General features: G+C 39.1%; 1 protein-coding gene. It reads right to left on the reverse strand.

What is annotated here, in order from left to right:
- Window positions 1-100: 100 nt before the first annotated feature.
- The coding region (gene liaF / locus AC27IT_RS28030; protein ID WP_487092298.1) for a cell wall-active antibiotics response protein LiaF at window positions 101-552 on the reverse strand (452 nt) is incomplete at its 5' end.

Below are 552 nucleotides of genomic sequence, written 5' to 3' on the forward strand. Positions count from 1 at the left end.
AGTTGAAAAACAGGATATGCAAAAAACACGGTAAGGAGCACGGATACAAATACAAAAAAACTTAAGAAAATCCCCCACAATAACTGCCGTTGAAGAATACTCATATCCTTTGCACCTCTAAATCTCCAATCACAACAGTTGTAACAATCTTCACCCTATGAGCAGATTGATCAAATTCCTCTGTTTTGATAGACAAATTTTCATTGAACGAAAAGCCGCGCTGATGGCCAAAAACCGTTACGTTTCCTGCTAGTTTAGAATGATTCACAGATACTTCTGTTTCGTAAGGAATGAGCACTTTAATATTTCCAAACACTTGACGAATAAAGATAACCGCATCGCCTTTTGGCAGAACAGTATTGCTTAAATCAATCACAATGTCTCCCCATACGCTTTGAATATTAATATCATCCCATTCGTATACGGAGTCTTCGGTTCTTTGACTACCAAGAAGTTTATTCGTCAAAACCGGCCGGACCTGCACCAAACTTTGGTTTGGCTGCTGTGTCAACTCGTCAGTTGGTCTAAATTCAACCGGATGCTTTCGTAATT

It is taken from the genome of Brevibacillus sp. YAE8 (assembly GCF_057543335.1).